The 17,269-nt window shown below is 66.4% G+C and carries 13 protein-coding genes; 11 read left to right on the top strand and 2 right to left on the bottom strand.

The window, feature by feature from the left end:
• Window positions 1-31: 31 nt before the first annotated feature.
• The 5 genes from J4573_RS16570 to J4573_RS16550 all read left to right on the top strand — a co-directional run bounded on the left by J4573_RS16570 (window position 32) and on the right by J4573_RS16550 (window position 8,781).
• Window positions 32-2,275, top strand: a complete 2,244-nt coding sequence (locus J4573_RS16570; protein ID WP_208256379.1) for a TrbL/VirB6 family protein — start codon at window positions 32-34, stop codon at window positions 2,273-2,275.
• Window positions 2,276-2,320: 45 nt separating this feature from the next.
• On the top strand, window positions 2,321-2,833 hold the full coding sequence (locus tag J4573_RS16565; RefSeq protein ID WP_208256378.1) for a hypothetical protein: 513 nt from the start codon (window positions 2,321-2,323) through the stop codon (window positions 2,831-2,833).
• Entirely contained in the window at window positions 2,830-3,834 is a 1,005-nt protein-coding gene (locus J4573_RS16560; protein WP_208256377.1) for an NlpC/P60 family protein, read from the top strand. The genes J4573_RS16565 and J4573_RS16560 overlap by 4 nt, the downstream gene beginning before the upstream one ends.
• A 664-nt stretch (window positions 3,835-4,498) precedes the next feature.
• Window positions 4,499-8,230 carry an amidase domain-containing protein gene (locus J4573_RS16555; protein ID WP_208256376.1) on the top strand — a complete coding sequence of 1,244 codons (3,732 nt, stop codon included), beginning with the start codon at window positions 4,499-4,501 and terminating at the stop codon, window positions 8,228-8,230.
• Complete coding sequence (locus J4573_RS16550; protein ID WP_208256375.1) at window positions 8,227-8,781, top strand: hypothetical protein; 555 nt, start codon at window positions 8,227-8,229, stop codon at window positions 8,779-8,781. Before J4573_RS16555 ends, J4573_RS16550 begins: the two co-directional genes overlap by 4 nt.
• A gap of 306 nt (window positions 8,782-9,087) precedes the next feature.
• On the opposite strand, the gene J4573_RS16545 is transcribed toward J4573_RS16550, so the two are convergent.
• Together J4573_RS16545 and J4573_RS16540 are read right to left on the bottom strand one after the other, a co-directional pair.
• Window positions 9,088-9,273 carry a DUF397 domain-containing protein gene (locus J4573_RS16545; RefSeq protein ID WP_208256374.1) on the bottom strand — a complete coding sequence of 62 codons (186 nt, stop codon included), beginning with the start codon at window positions 9,271-9,273 and terminating at the stop codon, window positions 9,088-9,090.
• On the bottom strand, window positions 9,264-10,046 hold the full coding sequence (locus tag J4573_RS16540) for a helix-turn-helix domain-containing protein (RefSeq protein ID WP_208256373.1): 783 nt from the start codon (window positions 10,044-10,046) through the stop codon (window positions 9,264-9,266). The genes J4573_RS16545 and J4573_RS16540 overlap by 10 nt, the downstream gene beginning before the upstream one ends.
• 280 nt (window positions 10,047-10,326) lie before the next feature.
• Here J4573_RS16540 and J4573_RS16535 point away from each other — a divergent pair, with 280 nt between their 5' ends.
• The 6 genes from J4573_RS16535 (at window position 10,327) to J4573_RS16510 (ending at window position 17,168) form a co-directional block, all read left to right on the top strand.
• On the top strand, window positions 10,327-10,698 hold the full coding sequence (locus J4573_RS16535; RefSeq protein ID WP_208256372.1) for an ATP-binding protein: 372 nt from the start codon (window positions 10,327-10,329) through the stop codon (window positions 10,696-10,698).
• On the top strand, window positions 10,695-11,288 hold the full coding sequence (locus tag J4573_RS16530) for a hypothetical protein (RefSeq protein WP_208256371.1): 594 nt from the start codon (window positions 10,695-10,697) through the stop codon (window positions 11,286-11,288). Before J4573_RS16535 ends, J4573_RS16530 begins: the two co-directional genes overlap by 4 nt.
• 822 nt (window positions 11,289-12,110) lie before the next feature.
• A complete protein-coding gene (locus J4573_RS16525; protein ID WP_307796660.1) occupies window positions 12,111-12,839 on the top strand; it encodes a DUF2637 domain-containing protein in 729 nt (242 codons plus the stop codon).
• Between the two features lie 78 nt (window positions 12,840-12,917).
• A complete protein-coding gene (locus J4573_RS16520; protein ID WP_208256369.1) occupies window positions 12,918-15,809 on the top strand; it encodes a P-loop NTPase family protein in 2,892 nt (963 codons plus the stop codon).
• Window positions 15,784-16,686: a replication-relaxation family protein gene (locus J4573_RS16515; protein WP_208256368.1), complete on the top strand. Its 903-nt coding sequence runs from the start codon at window positions 15,784-15,786 to the stop codon at window positions 16,684-16,686. The genes J4573_RS16520 and J4573_RS16515 overlap by 26 nt, the downstream gene beginning before the upstream one ends.
• Before the next feature lie 77 nt (window positions 16,687-16,763).
• Entirely contained in the window at window positions 16,764-17,168 is a 405-nt protein-coding gene (locus J4573_RS16510) for a hypothetical protein (protein ID WP_208256367.1), read from the top strand.
• The last annotated feature ends 101 nt before the right edge of the window (window positions 17,169-17,269 follow it).

Raw genomic sequence — 17,269 nt, 5'->3', positions numbered from 1 at the left:
CGTGACCGCGCGGAACTTCAGGGGGGAACCGATGCGCAGCCGATGCCGCCCGGAACACCGGGCCATCACCCGAATCATCCAGGGCGCCACGCTCGTGGCCGTCGTTGCGCTGCTCGTGTTCGTGCCGAGTACCGCGCAGGCCGTGCCACAACCGCCGACACCAACGCCCACGCCGAGCCAGGCGACTTCGCCGATCCAGCCGGCGAACACGCCAGCCGCCCCACCTGCGCCGCAAGACAACAAGCCGCGCGGCGACCAGCTGATCGACTCGATGCTGGGCAAACAGGCACGCCTGCCCGGGATGCAACCGCTCAGCCACTACGACGTCGGATACTCCACCGGCGGCTGGCTTGGCTCTTTCAACCCGTCCGCAATCATGGGCTGGCTCACCGACATCGTCTTCACCGTCTGCCGATGGATGACCGCGTTCGCCTCCTGGGCCATCAGCTATGCGCTCACCTTCGGCGTCGCCGACTTCCTCACCGAACCCGCTGCCAAAGCCGCCTCAGGCTTCCAACAGACCGTCGAGCGGCTGGGCCTCGGCTGGGTCTTCCTGGTCCTGGCCGTCGCTTACGCCGGGTGGCATGCTCTGCGAGGCCGAGCCGTCCACGGAGTCGGCGAGGCCGCCGTTTCGTTCCTGATCGCCACCGTGCTCGCCGGAACGCTCGCCGCCCCTGCCAGCGTCCTGCTCGGCAGAGACGGAATGCTGGGCCGCACCAGCGATCTGTCGCTCGCCCTGTCCGACATCGCCCTGGACCCCGGCCACGCCAACCACCATGGCCAGCCGATTTCGGCACCGCTCCAGGCCAAGCTCCAGCACACCCTCATCGCCGTCCCGCACCAAGTCCTCAATTGGGGCCAAGTCCTGGAAGGCTCCAAAGCCGACCCACGCTGCGTCGCCAAGTACAAAGACCTGCTGGCCCGCGGCCCCTGGGCCCAGAGCGACACACCACGCGACGAAATGACCGCAGCCGGATGCGGCAAGCTCGCCGACTTCAACAAGAACGGCTCGGCCAACCGGCTGATCGTCGCGCTCATGGTCCAACTCGCCGTGCTGCTCGCCTGCTGCCTCCTCGTGGTGATGGCCTTCACCGTCATCGGCGCACAGATACTGCTCGCCCTACTCGCCTGCTTCGCCCCCCTCGCCCTCGCCGCCGGAATCCTCCCCGGCACCGGGCGCCAGATCCTCATCCGATGGACCACCGCAGGCCTGCGCACCCTGGCCGGCGTAGTCATGAGCGTGCTCGCGCTATCGGTCATCATCATGCTCGCCGCCGCGGTCCTGAGCTCCGACGCCGACATGCCACTGATCGTGCGTCTCGGCCTACTTGACGTGTTCCTGGTCGTCGCGTTCCTGCTCCGCAAGCGACTCCTGGAAGCCGGACGACGAGCGGCCACCAACCTCGGCCACCGCCTCGAACAAGCCCGCATCGCCGGTAACCACGGACGCGGTCTGATGCCCGCCGGATCCGCCATGGCAGCCGCCGAAGCATGGGGGACCGGGCACCAGCACAGCCTCGGCAGGCGCGCCCGCTCGGAACTACGCCAGGTCACCCGCAGCCATTGGGCCGACCGCAACCTGGCCCGAACCATCCACCGCACAGCCAACAAAGGCCCCGACCAACGGGCTTCCCAACCACTGCGACAGAGGCTGGCCCGAACGCGCACGGCCCGCACAGCCAAACTCGCCGCGAAAACGACCGGCCTCGTGCTGGCTGCGACCGTGGGCGCGCCCGTCTACCTGCCCCGCGCTAGCCGCACCGCCAAAGCCGCATCCACCGCCAAATCCGCGGCCCTCCGACGGCGTCTCAACCAAGCCAAGGACACCGCCCGCAACTTCGGACACGAGTACAGCCGCAACATCACCGCCCCAGCCCGTCTGGCCGCCCGTATCGCGGTCCGCAATGGTCGCGCCCAGACCAACCCCACCCAAGAAGCCTCGCCCTCGAGCTCGCCAGCCCCGGCAAGATCTCGAAGCAAGATCGTGCAGCAGGCGCCACCACAACCCAGAAGCCCCCGGCGCACACGTACGCGCTCAACGCCGCGCCCTGCGGCCCAGCCCACCTCGGGACGCACCACCAAAACCCCACCGGCCGCGATCACCCTGTCTCCATCGGGCGCGCATCAAACGCCTGAGCCCAGCCCAGCGAACAAGCCACCGAAGACCGGACAGCGTCGCAGGCCAAGGCAGGGAAAGCCGAAGATGCCCACGGTCAAGCAGACATCACGCCGGCCCCTGCCTCCCGCCGATGGCGACCCAAGGCAGGACGGCTGAACGATGCGCCGACTCCATTTCGCCGTCGCCGCAGGTGCCGTCGGCATGCTGCTCGTGCTCGCCCAATACGCGTGCGGCGCGCAGGTCGCCAAGGTGACCACCGCGCCCGCCACGCCGGACGAGTTCCCTCAGCGCGGGCGAAGCGTGCTCGCACCCGATCCCGCTCCACCGGTAGATACCGGATCGCTACGCCAAGCCGTAAGCGTCGTACGCGAGTTCTTCACCCTCTACCCGGCCGGCAGCACTCGCGGCGATCAAGTCCCGCGTGTCCATCGCCTCGCAGAGCTCACCACACGCTTCCCTGAGGGATTGCTGGACCTGCACGCATTTCCAGGGCAGCACAGCGTCAAGACCAAGCCCGGCACGGTTGCATCCCTCGCCATCCGCCTGATGGCGCCATCCACGATCCAGTTCGTGGCCAGGGTCGACCAAACAAAAACGGCCTCTGCCGAGCCCGCCGGCCTGAGCTACGCGGTCACGGTCGTCCGCGACGGCACATGGAAGGTCGCCAGTCTCGAACCAACCCACGCTGGCGACAGCGGAGAAGCCGCCCCATGAGCGGCAGCACAACCCAACCCCAGCGCCAATCTCTCGCCTGGTGGGGACTGGCATTCGGCATCGCCCCGGTGATGATCGCTCCGATCGGGCTCGGCGTGATCGCGGTCCTCCTGACAGGAACGGGTGGGAGCAACACCACCACCTGCATACCGTCCGCGGGCGCTGAGACCGTGAGCAGCGTCGGCCGCACGGCCGGTTGGCGGCACGACCTGGCATCGACCTTCTGGGACACAGGACATTCCGGGTACGGCGACACAGGCGCTCCCGCTTCTGGCATGGCCATGCAGAAGTTCTCCGTCGCACACCGAACCCTCCCACTGCGATCCTGGATCACCGTCACCGCAGGCAACCAAGGCCGCACCGCCACACTGCAAGTGATCGACCGCGGCCCCGCCGCATGGACCGGACGAGAATTCGACCTCGACACCTACTCAGCCGCATGGTTCTTCGGCCGCGAAAATCAATGGAACCCATCCGACCCAGGCCGAGACGCCAGCCCTGGGGTCTTTCACATCTCCTGGAAACCAGGCAGGCGCCGCAGCGCAACAGCGGCACGGGGCCGAGCTCCCTCGTTCGACCACCCGAACTGCCAACCGAGAACAACCAGGCCCCCAGCCAGCAACACAGCCAGCGGTCGAGTGCTCACTTACGCGCGCGCCCAACTCGGCAAGCCCTACGTCTGGGGCGCCGTAGGCCCCGACTCATTCGACTGTTCCGGCCTCACATCACGGGCCTACCGAGCCGCAGGCATCACCATCCCCAGAATCGCAGCCGACCAAAGCCACGCGAGCAGCAAGATCCCTCGCGGGCACGAACAACCCGGCGACCTGGCCTTCTTCGCCGGCAGCGACGGAACCTTCAGCAACCCCGGACACGTCGGCATCGTCATCGACCCGGCCCACCACCGCATGATCGAAGCCGCCTGCACAGCATGCGGCCCGATCCGCATCTCCAGCTACAGGCGAGGGGACCTCGTCGGTTTCGGACGCTTCAAGAAATAGAGGCTCGTTCGTCTGCAAATCAATCGTGAAGCACTACCAGCCTTCCTCGGACCTCTGGGCGACTTCGGTGCCTACCATTGAGCGGTGATGGCCGGTCGATAATCCTCGGCCGTTTGAGCGTGGCAACCGTGCCCCCGCAGCCGGGTCGTCCCATTCACGTGCCGTTGACAAACAACGCACGCCGTGCGCACGGTTCCACGCTACGACCATTGTCGGGAGCGATCCGCTGGCAGACTCGCCGCTGGACTTGGCGACTCTGGCCCAACCGCTGAGGATCGCCGACGACTGGGTGCGCTTTGAGAACGCGATTGCTTGCGTTGAGAGGAGTGGGCGAGCAGGCGTGTCCCTTGGACATGTGCGCGACTTGTCCGAGGTGGGAGCGAGCGTGCTAATCGCACTACAGGACCTTCCGGGGCTTCGGTTGACGTTCATCTCAAGATCAAGATCTGGCGGCGGGAGTGTAGCTTGCCGGCCAGTGCGGCGTTTACCATCACCGTCACTCAGAGTTAGTGACTCTCTCGAAAACAGCCTTGACCTGGGGTGATGGCCACCTCCAAGATTGCCCCGAATGGTGCACACCCGTTGGTGTTTGCGCGTCGCACTCTCACTGACGGGTGGAAACATGCACGTCCCCTCATTTCGCCGGAACCACCCTGCGCTACATATGGCGATCGCATTGATACTGGCCGTATCGATGCTGGCGGTGCCGTCGGGGCTTGGCTGGAGTCGCGTGAATGCTGACACGCAGTCCGCTCCCGGTCAGTTCTTTCCGACGCGGGGCAGGGCGCTGGACAACGTCGAAATCGCGGCTGGGGGCACCAGCATTGTCCGCGTCATCGGTATTGGCGCGGTTCCGTGGTCGGGTGTCGGGTCGGTGGCGTTGAACGTCGCGGCCAAGGGCTCCAGCGGGACCGGCTCGGTCGTCGTCTATCCCTCGGACGGTACGGATACCGCCGCCACTGCGATGAGTTACCGAACTGAGGTGTACGCGGCGAACCTGGTGACGGTCAAGGTCGGCGCTGACGGCAACATCAAGGTGGCCAACAAGGGGGCCGGTCCCGTCAAGGTCACCCTGGACCTTCATGGTTACACCCTCACCGAGGCCGCCAGTACTGCCGGCAGCACCTTTGTGCCGCTGGCCCCGGCGCGGATCCTCAATGCCGTTTCGATTCCTGCCTTCGGCAACTATGAACTGGTGCCGTTGGACAAGGGTGGTGTTCCCGCCTCAGGTGTGGAGTCGCTGGCCTACACCCTGCGAGCCAAGGGGACCGCGGGCGGGACTCTTCGCACATACGCGGCAGGGGACGTCTTTCCAGGCGATGCGACGATCGACTACGCCAGCGGGCTGTCGCTCCAGAACTTCGCCATCACCAAACTCGGCACCGACGGAAAGATCAACATCCACAACATGGGCGCCGCAGCCGTCACTGTGTGGGTCGACGTCGCCGGGTACTTCACCAAGACCAAGGCCGACGGCCCAACGCTGCGGCCGATCCAGCCAACCCGGCTGACCACCAACGCCAGCATCGCCGCGGGAACCTCCTACACCCTCGCCCCACTGGGCAAAGGCGGCGTGCCCGCGACCGGCGTCGACGCCATCTCGGTGAGCGTGACGGCCAAGAGCACGATCGCCGGTGCCCTGACCGCCTATCCCTCAGGCACAACGGCACCCACCACCCACACCGTCGGGTTCGACGCGAACGTGCAGGCGACCGGGTCCACGATCGCTAAGCTCGGTGCCGACGGCAAGGTGCTGATCCGCAACACCGGCACCGCCGCCACGACCGTCAGCATCGACGCGTACGGCTACTTCCGGACAGGTGTGGCACTCACCGAGCTGACCGCCACACCTTTCGACCACCAGTGGGCCGAGGGCGTCCGCGTCAACGACGCCACCCCGACCCTTTCGGCCACGGCGACCAGCGTCGGCGGACCGATCACCTACACCTTCGAGGTCGCCCCCGCGCTGTCGAACACCCCCGTCGCCAGCGGAACAACAACCGCTGTCGCCAGCGGACAGCCCGCCACCTGGACAGTCCCGGCGGGCCGGTTGACCAACCCGGGTGCGTTGCGGTTCCGGGTCAAGGCCGACGATGGCGTGGATGCGCTGTGGTCGGCATGGAAGTGGCTCGCCGTGGACGCGCCACTGGTACCGACCACGTTGAGCACGGACCTCAACGACCCTGAAGCGCCCGTCCTGTCCGGCACGGTTTTCCGTCCCTCGAACGGACCTGTAACCGGACGCTTCTACCTGTTCGACTCTGACGGCAAGCAGATGGGCGCCAGCCCGTTCGGGCAGGGAACTGCTCAAGGTGGGCAGCGCGTCACTTTGCGGGTCCCCGACGATCTGGTCCAGCCCGGCCACACTTACAAATGGCAGATGGACGCCTGCGTTGGCTCCGCCTGTACCCCCAAGACCGCACTGACCACCTTCACCACACCCGCAGCCACACCCCCGCCGCAAACCCGCTCCCTGACCCTGGGGTCCGACAAGATCAGCGTCAGGACCGCCAAGGTGGGCGGCCAGGCCTGCGACGGCTCGCCATGCCCGCTGACCGACGACACCACCGTCAGAGTGGGCGGAACGGCGGACAACGCCTGGCTCTCGCAGGTCAAGGTCAACCTGACCACATTGCCCGCAGGCGCTCGCGTCACCAGCGTCACGCTTGGCTTGGGCTCCGCGTCGTGCGCTTCTACCTGCCCCGACACGGTCACCTTGTCGGCGCACGACCTGGCCGAGAACCTGTCAGCGCAGCCGACCGGCGCCGAAGCCTCGGAAAAGGTCCTCTCCGACGCGGTCGCCCAGACCAGCAGCCTGTCCAACGTCGAACTCAACCTCGGCGATATGGGCGTCCTGTGGCAGAACGCTCGCCAGAATGACGGGGTCTTCCTGCGTGCCCAGGCCCAAGACCTTCCCGATATCACCATTCCTGCGAGTTCGGTCTCGGCCACCGTCACCTATGTCCCAGCTGGGCCGCCAAGCACAGTTCAAGGTCTGGTCGGCACCGGCGGCGACGGAGCTGCACAGATCACATGGGCGCCGCCGAACGACCCCGGCGCGGCCAGCACCGTGACCAACGATGAGGACGCCACCGAGGTCTCGCCGATCACCGATTACGAAATCCAGGTCCTCGGCTCGGGCGGCCAGGTCGTCCGTACCGTCACCGCTACCGACACTCAGGTCACGATTCCTGACCTGACCAACGGCACCACCTATCGTTTCCAGGTCCGCGCCCGTTCCAGCCAAGGCACCGGGACATGGGAAACCACCACGCCGGTGACGCCGCAGACCATCCCGCTCGGCGCAGACAAGTTCGTGACGGCCGTCAAGGAATACATCGACAGCCAAAACGGCATCATGGAACGCAAGTTCAACACCGCCGACGCCGCTGCCGACGCCAGCACCCAGGGGACGACCTTCCACGACCTGCTCACCACCCAGGCCGACCCGCTCCTCCAGGTGCGTGACAATGCCGCCGCGGCCCAGGCCGCGCAGGTCAGCACGACAGCCACCTATCCCGACATCTTCGTCGGGTACTCGGCCGAAACGAGCACGATCACCGTCTCCGTCAGAGTCGAAGGCCAGACCGTCTACGCCAACGACTTCGGCACCTCCACCGAGGAACGCACCACCAACACCTTCGGCCGGGAAAACACCTTCTCCTTCTCCCTCCCCAGCGCGACCAGCGCGGCAGCCGCCCGGACCTTGCAGGCCGCCGCGCCACAGGAGCCGACCCTGACCACTGTCGGTGCCGAAGACGCTCCGGCACCGACAGAGATCAACGCCTACACTCCCGAGCAGGCACAAGAACTCCCCAAGCCACCCGAGGACGCCTTCCTCGATCCCTCCGGAGACCCTCCCGGCACACAGAAGACGGCCACCGCCCGGGCAGCCTCCGGCGTCGATGGAGAGGGCATCGCGGCCTGGGCGGTGCGCAACGCTCCGAAAGTCAAACAGGAGTACTCGGAGAACTGCACCAACTTCGTCTCCAAAGCCATCAACCGAGGCGGCGGCGCTCGCAAATACCTAGGGTGGTACCGGAGCAGGGGAGCATGGTGGGAGAACGCCCCCCGCGATTCCTGGACCTGGGCTGGTGCCGAGAACAACATGCAGCACTTCACGATGGCCAAGTTCAGCGGCAATACGCGCGGCACCTGGGAGCCACACTGGTCGTGGATCAGCAGAGGTGACACGATCTACTTCAGACGCACCAAGGGCGGCGGCATAACGCACACAGCCACCGTGTCCAAGAAGACCAAGAACAGCGTTTACGGAGTGTATATGGTTCAGCATAATCGCGTGAACCACAAAGCACACTACGACACCTACAAGCCCCTGTGGTGGGTGTACAGCGAATACAAGGGCGGCGTCGGCTTCGTGTGGGTGAGACGGTGACCCCATTCAGGAATGGCAGAAGGCGCGGTTGGCCGGCGGCACTGGTCTCGGTGATCGTGGCCGGAGCCCTGATGATGACCGGATGCTCCGACGATGACAAACCCCAGGCCCCGCCGTCCGGAGTCACCATCACTGGCCTCGACGACAACAAACTGGAGGCCCGCGTCGGAGCGGTGATCACCATGATCCGCCAACGAGACACGGACGCCCTGGCCCACCAGGACATCGACGACCGGGGACACCGAGGCGGCCCCGACGCCGAAAAAGGTGCCGGGTGGCTAGTTCGCTATTTCGCCGATCCCCTCCAAGGACCGCTCCAGGCGGAGATCTCCAGCGAGCAGAACGGGCCCCTGATCGAGGTCTGCCTCTCCTTCGGTAAACCTCAGCGCCAACTCGAACTAGACTTCAACGACTACGACAAGAACGGCGTGAACATCAACGGAGGGAGCGGCCTGTGGCCGTTCTCTGTCCGTCAGTTCGCGGAAGTCGCCGACAAGCCACCCAAAATGAGAACCGGGCGCGGCCTATTTTGTAAAGCCGGACGTGTCTGACGAGCACCACCGTATGCTCGGACTGGCGGCAAGATTAAGCGTCTCGATCAGTGACCGACGGAGACGCGACGAGCGTTATGCGCGTTGGTCGGACTCTCTATGCGCCAGAGTCACGGGGAGAGCCATGACCTCAACGCGGGGAAAGATCGAGGGGTTCTCGCACCACCGCGACGGCGGCGCTCCCGCAAGCCTCCGCGCCTGGTTCCGGTCTCGATCACAGGCTCTCGCGTGGCTCTGAGGGGCATTTGAACGCCCCGGCGGGACATCAGCAACCGGCCGGGGCGTTCTTGGCTGGTGGGGAGCGGCTCAGAGGTTCTTGAGCCTGTGCACGAGTGCTCCGAAGTCGGAGCGCTCGAATGCGAGGTAGGGGCCCTCGGGGTCCTTGCTGTCTCGTACGGCCACGGCCTTGCCGAGGCTGGCCAGCTCGACGCAGGCCCCGCCCGTGTCGTTGGAGCGGCTGGCCTTGCGCCAAACGGTCGTGCTCACGTCCATGTCTCGCTGATCACCTTTCTGATGTGGTCCCGGCTGGCCTCTGGGTTCAGAGACCTTGCTTGAAGGGCCGGGAACACCTTCTGTATGTGGAGGATCTCAGCAGGATCGTTGGATGTGACACCCCCCACCGTGGTCTCCAAGAAGAGCAGATCCTTGCCGTCCTCCTGAGTCGCCAGGTTGAACGACCCCGAGATGCCCCGGTAGTACGCGACCGGTGCCACTTGGAGGACGACGTTGTCCCGCTCCGAGAAGGCGATCAAGCTCTCACACTGCGCTCGCATCACCTCTGGGCTTCCGACGCATCTCAGTAGTACTGAGGCGCTGAGGACCACGGCGATGGTGGGTGGAGTCTCTCGTTCGAGGACGCTCTGTCGGCGCATCCGGCCGTCGAAGGTGTTGATCGACACGCCCTGTGCCCGGATGTAGTCCTCTGTCTGGACGAGGCCGAAGACATAGGTGGCCTCCCAGGCTCGCAAGAGGGAGGCGGTGGCTTCCGCCTGCGGATAGCTGGCGAAGAACGCCGGGTAGTTGCTGCGGGCCAGGCTTCGATCCCAGAGGTCTGCCAGGACCGTTCCGCTCTTGAGAGCGGAGTCCAGGCGCACGGCGTAATCTCTCCGGCATTTCGTGACACCACGTTCCACCTGGGCGACATAGCTTCGGCTGACTGCGGTCTGTTCGGCGAGAGCCAGGCGGGTTAGGCCCGTTTCGGTGCGTAGCCGAGTCACTTGCTCGCCGAACGCTCGGGTCTGGGGTGTCGGCTTCCGAGCTGCCATGGGGAGACTCCGTGACGTGGGAGTGGCGTGGAAACACTTGAAAGCACCTGGAACCCGGCTGGGTGTGTCCAGGTGCTTCCAGTAGCCAATCCTATGCCGTGCGTCACATATTGACTGGGTATTCACCCGATCACTCTCCGGTCAGTGAAGTCGGATCTCAGGCGCCCCACCGCCGCAGCCTGTGGCGACGACCTCCCTCGGCCGGAGGACGCGGGGCCCCTCCTGCGCTCGGCGCCGACGTCAGAGGAGGGGCCTCGCCCAGCCCTGGAGGTACGTCCCCGTGTTTGCGTCGATCACCGTCCCCGCGCATGCCGAGTCGGTCAAGCAGGTGCGGGACTGGGTGGGGGGCTTCAATTCCTGGGGCTTCGATTCGTACGTAGCCAGGCTCGCGGTGAGCGAGTTGGTCACCAACGCTGTCCGGCACACGTCATCGAGCGACGTGACCATACGTATCGGGCAGGCCGACTCCGGGACCGTGGTCGAGGTGCTCGACGGCTCGCCAGTACTGCCCGTCGCACGTCCCCTGGACGAGACGGCAGTCGAAGGCCGAGGGCTCGCCATGCTCGGGGCGCTTGTCAAGGACTGGGGTGCGCAGCCGCTGTCGTCTGGCGGCAAGGCGGTGTGGGCGCTGCTGCCTCAGGGGCCGAAATGACCAAACCCCAGATCCTGGCCACTCTCGCCGAGCACTTCCCCAGGTGGACGTTCGAGTACGAGCGGGGCGTGTGGCGTGCGGTCGGTCCGGTCTTGCTGACCTCAAGCGAGCTGCCCGGCCTGCTCCTGATGTTGACCGTTGCCGACCCCGAAGGCGCCGCCGGCTGGTGGCGCCAAGAGAGGACGATCGTGATCGAGGAGAACACTCCGGCCGCGTCCGAGGAGGAGACTTCGGCCCTGCTGACGGCGGCGCTCCTAGCCCGGCAGGAGTGCTTCAACCTCGCAGGCGTGGCGCGGGCCGAAGGCCTCGGGAGCATGAGTGCCAACGAGTTCGGGGGTCTCCTCGAACTGACGACCGACGCGATGCGTGGTCTTCGGGCCGCGCTGGAGGCGCTGGTCGCCGACGTTGAGGTGCGCACGTCGCCTGAACTCCGTGAACAGATCGAGGAAACGACGATCGAAGCGGGTCAGGTCGCCCAACTCCTGGAAATCGGTGCCCATCTGCTCGTCCTCGCCAGCGGGCACCTGCCCGCCTGCAATGACCCCCTCCGGCCGGACAGGGGAGTCCGGCCCCGTGTTCCCAACGATTGAGAACAAACCTGGCCCGGCCGGAGGGCTGTAGACCGGCGCGGCCTGTCCAGCCATCACAGCGCTGTCGCATGGGCAGGCCGCGTCCCGAACGACCCTCCCAGCGTTCTCGGTGCGGGAGGGCACTGAGCGCCGGGAGGGTCCTGCACCCCGGGAACCGCAGGAAAGGACCAGGACATGGTGAGCGGGCCCCTCAAGCAGGCGTCCACCCGATCACGCACTCAGCACTTCCTCAGGCACCTGGCGATCCTCCCTCTGCGGGCGCGGTACTGGCGGCGCTGGAGGATCGAGTACCAGCCGCACAACCGGATCTACTGGGCGACGGCGCGGAAGCAGCCCTGCACGTGCCCCGGCGAGCTTCGCCAGACCCTCTGGCACACAGAGGTTGATCTCGAAGACCTGCGCGCCGCCCTACGCAGGGTGCACCGGATGGCGGGCCACAATGCCTGCCCACGGTGCAGCACTTAGAACCCCTGTGCCCCGTCGCGTGGTATCCGTCGGCGGGGCACAGGGCAAGACCGGGAGCGTGGCGGCGTGCGGACCGACATCCGCCACGTTCTCCCCGGGGGGACCCCGTCACCGAGAGCAGTACGGGAGGGGCGGTGACGGGGTTTCTCCGCGCGCCGCCGGACCCGAGACCGATCCGCTGGCACGAGCAGGGGCTGGTCCTGTCAGGACCGGGCTACGGCGCTCCAGCCTTGGGTTTACCTGCGAGCCTTCCAACCAGACGCGCGTGCTCGCTATCTCCTCACGGAGGCATTCGAGGCGATTCTTGGTGATGCGATGAGGCCGTATCCAGGGTGAGCGCAGTGTTGCGGAGGCCTTGTGACGGACCATCATCCACCCAGCGAATCGCACAGATCCGGTGTTCTGCCCCCGGATACAGGCGGTCGAGCGGTCCGTGTCGGCACCGCGGGCGTCGTGATCGGGGTGGCAGTGGTGGCCGGCTACGTGTCGTATCGCCACGCCTACGAGCTCGTCCTGGCCAACGGCGAGGAGCCGACGGCGGCGGCGTTGGTCCCGTTGACAGTGGATGGTCTGATCTTCGCGGCTTCGCTCACGGCTCTGGAAACGGCGCGGCGTGGAGGTAAGACGCCGGTCCTGGCTCGGTTTGCGCTGGGACTCGGGGTTACGGCGAGCATCACCGCCAATGTGACGCATGGTCTTGGGCACGGCCTCGCCGGGGCACTGGTAGCCGGCTGGCCCGCGGTCGCTCTGATCTTGGTGTTCGAGCTGCTCTTGACAGCGGTGGCACGTCCCGTGCTGCTTCCAGGCGTCGGAACGCGAGGAGCCGACGTACCCGGGCCTGTATCCGAGGCGAGCGATGTACCTGTCGAGTCGGGTACGGAGGGTGACTCGGGTTCGCTGGGGTCGTTCGATCACCTGCTGGCACAGGCTGAGGACATATTCGGCGGCGAGTTGGCGGCGGGACACCGACCCAGCATTCGCGCGATCCGCGCGGCACTGAGCATCGGGCAGCCGAAGGCCCGGCGAGTACAGGCGTATCTGGACGCCGTACTCGCAGAGCGGAGTCAGTCCCACAAGCTCTCTTAGCCAGCCAGGACATGGCTCCTGAGCTCCTTGAGCTCTTCCAGGCCGTATCTGGCTGAGACGTCACAGACTCTTGGGGGCATGGTGAACCGTTCGCGCTGGGCGGTGGCGATGGTTGGTGTGCCGGGCGGTCTTGCTTTCGCGCACTTCTTCGCGCACTTCCGCGCTCACTTCTTCGTTCACTTCTTCGTTCAGGAGGGTGGGGCCGAGGTCCTCAATCGTCGAGCTGCACGACGATTCGATGCCCTTGCCAGAGGCCGACAAGTACTTGTCGGTGCGAGGTTCCGCCTCAGACCAATGGCCACCCTTCCGCTGTGGAGCTCGGTCGAGCGGGTGCGCCCGCCAGGTCGATCCTGGCCGAGCGGACTGAACCTTGAAGCGAGCCTGGCTGCCGCCTCTCCAGGAGTGGTGGTGGCCGCTGTGGTGCTCATGGCCGCCTGGCTCGCGGTCTCCGCGGTGCGCGGGCAGCTCAGCTCGCGGGCGCTGAGGAATCGGGTGGTGCTGCGGCTGGTGCCGACCGAGGCGTTCGATCCGTGCCTGGAGGACATCCGGAAGGTCGCGTCCGCGTGGCAGAAGGCGCGTCCGGCGGTTCTGCGCGGGTGGGCGCCGCGGCGGGCGTTTCCGCTGAGGATCAAGATTCATGTGATCCCGGGCGGGCTGGTGGCCTACGACCTGGTGGTTCCTTGCCATGCGGAGGCGGTGCTGCGAGAACTGGGATACGCCGGAGTCCAGATCGCCCGACAGGAGGAGACACCCCCTCCCCCAGCTATAGGGGAGGACCCACCCCCAGCCTGCCCGGACGGCGGCTCGGGGGGTGCCCAGGGACGAAGGTCCTCGGCGCGGGCGGAGTTGGTGCTGGCGGGCGACGACTTCCTGCCGCTCAAAGACGTGCCGCTGCAGCCCGATCCGCTGACGTCGATCTATCGGGCCCTCGCGCAGGTCGGTGAAGGCGAGCGTGCAGAGGTCGTGGTGGATCTGCTGCCGGTGACGGCGGCACAAGCACGGTCGCGCCGATCGACTCTGGCCCGTCGAGAGAGTCGCGGCGGCCGCCTCGGGCGCGGGTCGGCTGAGCCGTGGTGGCGGATTCTCCTGAACGCCGACCGCGCTACCGCACCGCGGGGAAGGAGGCAGCCACGGGGAGGACTGTCCCTGGTGGACGCCCGGGCGAGCCGTCGTTCAGTTGCGGCCAAGCTGCTCTCGGATGACCCGATGTTCGCCCTGCAGGTCCTCATCCGAGCGCACTCGTCGGCAGCAGGTAAGGCACCAGCCATCGTCTCCTCGGTGACGGCGGCGTTCGCCCAATTCAACGGCGCGGATAACCATCTGCGGGCGGCTGGCTGGAACCTCGGGCTCGCCCACGTGGGGTCGGATGTCCCTGGCTGGCGTTGGTGGTTCGACCGGCGGATGGACCGGGGGGTCTTCGCGCCCCGCTACCGCAGGCATCGCGCCGGGCCGTGGGTGACATCGTCGGAGATCGCCGGTCTCCTCAAGCCGCCCACCAAGTACTGCATCGCCGATAACGTCCTGCGGCTCCCAGCCATCCCGGCGCCGCCCAAAGGCCTCCCCGCCTACGACCTGGACGGCGACACGACCGGGCTGATCCCGCTGGGCTGGATACAGACCGCCGACGGGCCGCAGCCTGTGGGCGTGCCCAGGAGTGACACCCTTTTCACCTTCGCGGTCGGCCGTGCCGGGGCTGGCAAGACCGAGCAGGAGATCGGGAGGTTCCTCGCCCTGGTCCGTTCCGGGATTGGCGGGGCCTACCTGGACTTTCATGACGCAGCACAACGGATCCGGCCGTACCTGATCGACCAGGCCGATCGCGTGATCGATATCGATCTCGGGCGTGCCCATGGTCGTGGCGGTGAGCAGATCACCTGGAATCCGCTCGACATGTCGGGGCGACAGGTGGCCCACATTGAGCGGCAGGTCGATGCGATCGTCGATGCGGTGGGTGCGACGCTGGGGTGGACGCAGCGCAACAACCGGGCACTCACCTTGCTCACCATGGCTGCGCAGTCGCTCTGCCAACTCGGGCTGACCCTCCCCGCCGATGCGCAACCCACGATCTTCCAGATCGCCACCATCCTCTCCAACGAGGACTGGCGACAAGCCGCCCTGCCGCACCTGGACGCAGTCACCCGAGACTTCTTTGAGAATCGCTTCCCGCTGCTGGAACGCGAGGTCACCCCGGTCACCAACCTGATCGACAGACTCCGCCGGTCGAACTCGGTGGCCGCGCTCCTGGGCGCCTCGAGCTCGACCTTCCATCTGCGGACGGCCATGGACGAAGGGAGGATCGTCCTCCTCTCGTTCGGCGGCTCCGGCGCCAAGGAACGCCTCGTGGCCGCGCTGTTCGCCCAGGAACTGTTCACCGCCGCACTTTCCCGCATGGACGTTGGTGAAGAACGCCGGCGTGAGTTCCACGCCTTCCTGGATGAAGCGCAGGTCCTGGACCACTCCGGCCACCTGGCGGAGATGTTCGAACAGGTCCGCAAGTTCAAGTTGCGCGTCCACGTCGCCTGCCAGCAGCCCACCCGGCTCTCGGAGGAGACTCGCGGTGCTCTGCTCAACAACCGATCCCATCTGATCGCCGGAACGGTCGAGACCGGCGCCGCACGGCTCCTCGCGCGCGAGCTCCTCGACCAGGTCACGCCCGCCGCAATCAGCGCGTTGGATCGGTACGCCGCGATCTGCAGTGTCACCCTGCACGGCACAGTCAGCGCACCCTTCCTGATCCGCGGATTCACCGTCGAGGAACTCTTCGGCACCCCTGTCCACGGCGACTGCATCGACGGCCTCGACCGGGCATCAGGAACGCGGCCACAGTCCGCTGCGGACACTCTGGCCGCCCAGGAGACACTCGACGACCGCATCAGCGCCTATCTCGCCGCGCATCGCCCTACCCATCGCTCCGAGAGCGGACCCGCCCAGGAGGTGCCCAGCCATGGCGCGCGAACCCGACACCTGTAAGCCCATGGTGCTCACGTCGGAGATCCAGTTGGACCTTCTGCTATCGATCTACCAGCACCGGCTGATCACGCCCAGGCAACTCCACCGCCTGCACGCTCCCAACAGGGCCCTGCGTGGGACCCAGGGGCATCTGGCGGAACTCCGCGGCCGCGGCCTTGCCGCCGCCCAGCAGTCTCGCCCGTGGACCGAGGCGGTGTGGTACGCGACCGAAGCCGGCGCGCAGGTTGCCGAGCTCGCCAAAGTCCCGCACCGGCCCTACCGTGTCCAGCCCACCGTCGCGGCAGGTCAGATCGCCGCTCACACCCTGGCCGTCAACGAGGTCGGCTGCCTACTCCTCGAAGCCGCCCGCCGCCGTGACGACGACTTCGGCCCCCTCGATTGGGACCACGAGATCGCCCACCCGTACCGCACCGCCAAGCACCCCGGCACCGACCACATGGTGATAGCCGACGCGGTGATCTACTACGCCAGCCAAGCCGCCAACGGCGACCATCTGAGCCTCATTCGCTTCCTCGAGTTGGACCGCGGCACCCTCAGCGTCGAGCGCCTGGCCTGCAGGGTCCGTAACTACGGTCAAATGCACGACTACACCAGCGGAGGACGACCGGCCTGGCGGCACCGCTACCCGGTCTTCCCCAAGCTCCTCATCGTCCTGGACGGACTACCCCCGCAGCGGCTCCAACGCCGAATGCACATGCTCATCGACCTCGCGCGCCAAGACCCACACATCGTCCAGCGCGCCGAACCGGTCAGCGCTCTTGTCACCACTCTCGCCGAAATCCAGGCAGCCGGACCGTTCTCGGCGATCTTCCACCCCCTGATCCCGCACCCACAGTTCGGCGATCGTCCTCTCAACCTCCTCCTCGAGTCCAAGTAAACAATTGGTATTGAGAGATGGCAATCCGTCACCGAAGGGCTCCACTTGGAAGAGAGGGAGAGAAAGGGTGTCATTCGATGCGCGTATTGCTAGCCGTCCTGGCAGGTCTTCTGATCACATCCTGCGGATCAAACGAAGCGCCAGTCGCCAAGCCAGGTCTGGACGGTGCCCGGGATATCGCCACGGCCTGGTACGAGGCAGTGGTGGACGGCGACGCCGACGGTGCATGCCGCCTCATGTCCGCATCCATGCGTACGAAGGTCACGACGGACAATCAGGCATCCGATTGCGAGAATGGGATCCGTCAGTACTTCGCCACCGTCGACGAGACGGCGAAACGACAGATGCAGGCCAAAGACTTCACCGTTACGCCAGACGGGGCCAATCATGCCTACGTCCGCATCAATAGGTCCTGGCGGGCGCCTACGTTTGAAGAGTCCTGGGCTCAGGGGCGCTGGGGGATAAGCGGCATTATCACCTAGCCTCCTGGCTTGACGTACGTAGGGCTCTCGAGGCGCCTGATGCTGCCCTGGCCTTGCTCTGCATGGGTATCGAACGAACCGTTTACCCGGCCCTAACTATG

Source organism: Actinomadura barringtoniae, from assembly GCF_017573505.1.
Taxonomy (GTDB): domain Bacteria; phylum Actinomycetota; class Actinomycetes; order Streptosporangiales; family Streptosporangiaceae; genus Spirillospora; species Spirillospora barringtoniae.
This window is presented reverse-complemented; position numbering and strand designations above follow the sequence as displayed.

Coding starts and splice junctions, on each gene's coding strand:
- J4573_RS16545 (WP_208256374.1), bottom strand. CDS start 9,273: ATGGACGTGAGCACGACCGTTTGGCGCAAGGCCAGCCGCTCCAACGAC.
- J4573_RS16565 (WP_208256378.1), top strand. CDS start 2,321: ATGCTGCTCGTGCTCGCCCAATACGCGTGCGGCGCGCAGGTCGCCAAG.
- J4573_RS16530 (WP_208256371.1), top strand. CDS start 10,695: ATGACCAAACCCCAGATCCTGGCCACTCTCGCCGAGCACTTCCCCAGG.
- J4573_RS16515 (WP_208256368.1), top strand. CDS start 15,784: ATGGCGCGCGAACCCGACACCTGTAAGCCCATGGTGCTCACGTCGGAG.
- J4573_RS16540 (WP_208256373.1), bottom strand. CDS start 10,046: ATGGCAGCTCGGAAGCCGACACCCCAGACCCGAGCGTTCGGCGAGCAA.
- J4573_RS16510 (WP_208256367.1), top strand. CDS start 16,764: ATGCGCGTATTGCTAGCCGTCCTGGCAGGTCTTCTGATCACATCCTGC.
- J4573_RS16570 (WP_208256379.1), top strand. CDS start 32: ATGCGCAGCCGATGCCGCCCGGAACACCGGGCCATCACCCGAATCATC.
- J4573_RS16560 (WP_208256377.1), top strand. CDS start 2,830: ATGAGCGGCAGCACAACCCAACCCCAGCGCCAATCTCTCGCCTGGTGG.
- J4573_RS16520 (WP_208256369.1), top strand. CDS start 12,918: ATGGTGAACCGTTCGCGCTGGGCGGTGGCGATGGTTGGTGTGCCGGGC.
- J4573_RS16555 (WP_208256376.1), top strand. CDS start 4,499: ATGGCGATCGCATTGATACTGGCCGTATCGATGCTGGCGGTGCCGTCG.